General features: G+C 71.4%; 3 protein-coding genes. 1 reads left to right on the forward strand and 2 read right to left on the reverse strand.

The genetic code is table 11. From position 1 onward, the window contains the following. On the forward strand, positions 1-238 hold a 238-nt coding region (locus WBA11_RS01305; RefSeq protein WP_424518929.1), incomplete at its 5' end, for a T9SS type A sorting domain-containing protein. A 46-nt stretch (positions 239-284) separates the two neighbouring features. Here WBA11_RS01305 and WBA11_RS01310 read toward each other — a convergent pair. Together WBA11_RS01310 and WBA11_RS01315 are read right to left on the reverse strand one after the other, a co-directional pair. Next, positions 285-806, reverse strand: a complete 522-nt coding sequence (locus WBA11_RS01310; protein ID WP_424518930.1) for a hypothetical protein — start codon at positions 804-806, stop codon at positions 285-287. 81 nt (positions 807-887) lie between these two features. Further along, positions 888-2,001, reverse strand: a 1,114-nt coding sequence (locus WBA11_RS01315) for a hypothetical protein (RefSeq protein ID WP_424518931.1), incomplete at its 5' end; no start/stop codon positions are given.

Here is a 2,001-nt window from a genome sequence, read left to right on the forward strand (position 1 = left end):
GCCGAACCCCGCTACCAGGCGGGCCTTCGTTACCGTTCGGCTGCCCGCTCCTAGCGCCGTCACGGCCAAGGTCTTTGACGCGCTCGGCCGGCGCGTGGCGGTCCTCCACGACGGTGCGCTCGGGGCCGGGGCGCACCGGTTCGACCTCGACGTGGGCGGTCTCGCGCCCGGCCTCTACGTCGTCCGCTCTGTGTGGGCAGGGGGCGCCCAGTCGCACCCGTTCGCGGTCGTCCGCTGAGCGGCGCTGTGGCGACCGCCCCCGTCGGCCTCGCCTTGAGGGCGAGCTACCGACCGAGCGCGAGCCGGACGACCGGCGCCACCGACGTCCGCCGGTCTCCCGTGAGCCGTGCGACCTGGACATCGGCCCCGAGCCGAATGCGACCGACCGGAACGGCGGCCCCGACCTCGAGGCCGGCGCGGTAGCTCCGGGAGTCCCACACGGGAAGAACTCGCTGGCCGAACGCTCCGGCGTGAACCTCGAGGCCACGAGCCACCGTCCGGTACGCCAGTGCCATCCCAACTGCGACGGCCTGCTCGCCCTCGAAGCGCCGGGTACACGGCTCCGGACAGCCTCCGACGTAGAATCCCGAGTCGAGGACGGGGCGCGTGTACGGCAGCTCTCGCGTCCACGACAGCGACGGCTCCAAGCCCCATCCGCTCCCGGCGAATCGAGCCCGCGCCTCCGTGTGGATCGCCACGCCCTCGAAGCCGGACGCGTACCCGGCGCCCACCGTGAGGCCGGTCGGAACGTCTTGTGCGGAGACCGACAGGGCGGCGAGGGAGACCAGCAGGACGAGTGCGCGCATCGAGGTCGGGCGGGAAGTCCGCGAAAGTAGTCGTCCTCGAGGACGATCCGGTCCCATTGTGCGTGCCCGGCCTCGAGGTCGCTACAGCCCGAGCCGGACCGTCGCGAGGTGCATCAGCTCGTCGCCGAACGGCTCGACCACGACGGCGTAGTCCAGTTTCAGGTCGAGCTCGCCCAGGCGTTGCTCCAGGCCGAACCCGGCCGACGGCCGGAGCTCACCGGCCTGTCCCGCGCCGATCCGGTCGAGGCCGCCACGGACCGCGAACCCGTCGACGATCCAGACCTCGGCTCCCGCGCGGCCCAGGACGTCGGCGAGCGTGAAGTCGAGCGTCTCGGTCCGCGCCGACGGCTCGGTCCCGACGACTTCTACACCGTCGGGGCGGACGGTCTCGGCACGCTGGATGAACAGCTCGGCCTCGGCCGAGACAGTCACGCGGGGACGGCCACCGGAGCGCTCGCCGGTCGCGTACGACAGGCCGCCCCTGAGGCGCGTCGGGAAGTAGTCTGTGGCGGACGCCGTAACGGTGCCGCTCGCGTTCCACTCGTAGCGGGCGAACAGGTCCTCGACGACGACCGCCGCTGAGAGCTTGTCGCTGAGCCGGGCCGTCGTTCCGAGCGAGATGCCGATGGCCGTCGGCGCACTGACGCCGGGGAACAGGTCGTTGCGATACAGGCGGAGACCAATTCCTGCCGAGACGCGGCTCGAGAACTGCGTCCCGAACGCGGCGAAGAACGCGGTCTCGCTGGCCTCGAACGTCCCGCCCTCGACGGGTCCGTCGGTCGGCACGCCGCTCGCGTCGCGGCCGTCGATGTTGTCGACGCCGAACGAGACGACGCCCGCGGCGAAGCCGGACTTCGGCTTGAGCGGAGCGGCGACCTGAACCGAGCTAAACGAGCGGTCATAGGCCAGAATCCCGGCCGAGAGCTCGACGCCCTGCGAGGGCTGGAACGGCGTCAACGCCGGGTTGAAGTACGGGCTCGCCAACCCGGAGCGGTCGGCCGACTGAGCTGGCAGCGCGAGCGACCGCGCGCCCATGCCCATCCGTGCAAACACACCGGCGCCCTGCGCCATCGAGGTCGGCACGACGGTCAGCAGAACCGCAATCGTGCAGACGACCTCGAGGACGACGCACGTCCCCAACCCCCGGCCCCTAATCCCTATTCCCCTCATCATTGGATCACCAGGATGCGGCCGG

The sequence above is a fragment of the Rubrivirga sp. genome, assembly GCF_049648075.1.
Classification (GTDB): domain Bacteria; phylum Bacteroidota; class Rhodothermia; order Rhodothermales; family Rubricoccaceae; genus Rubrivirga.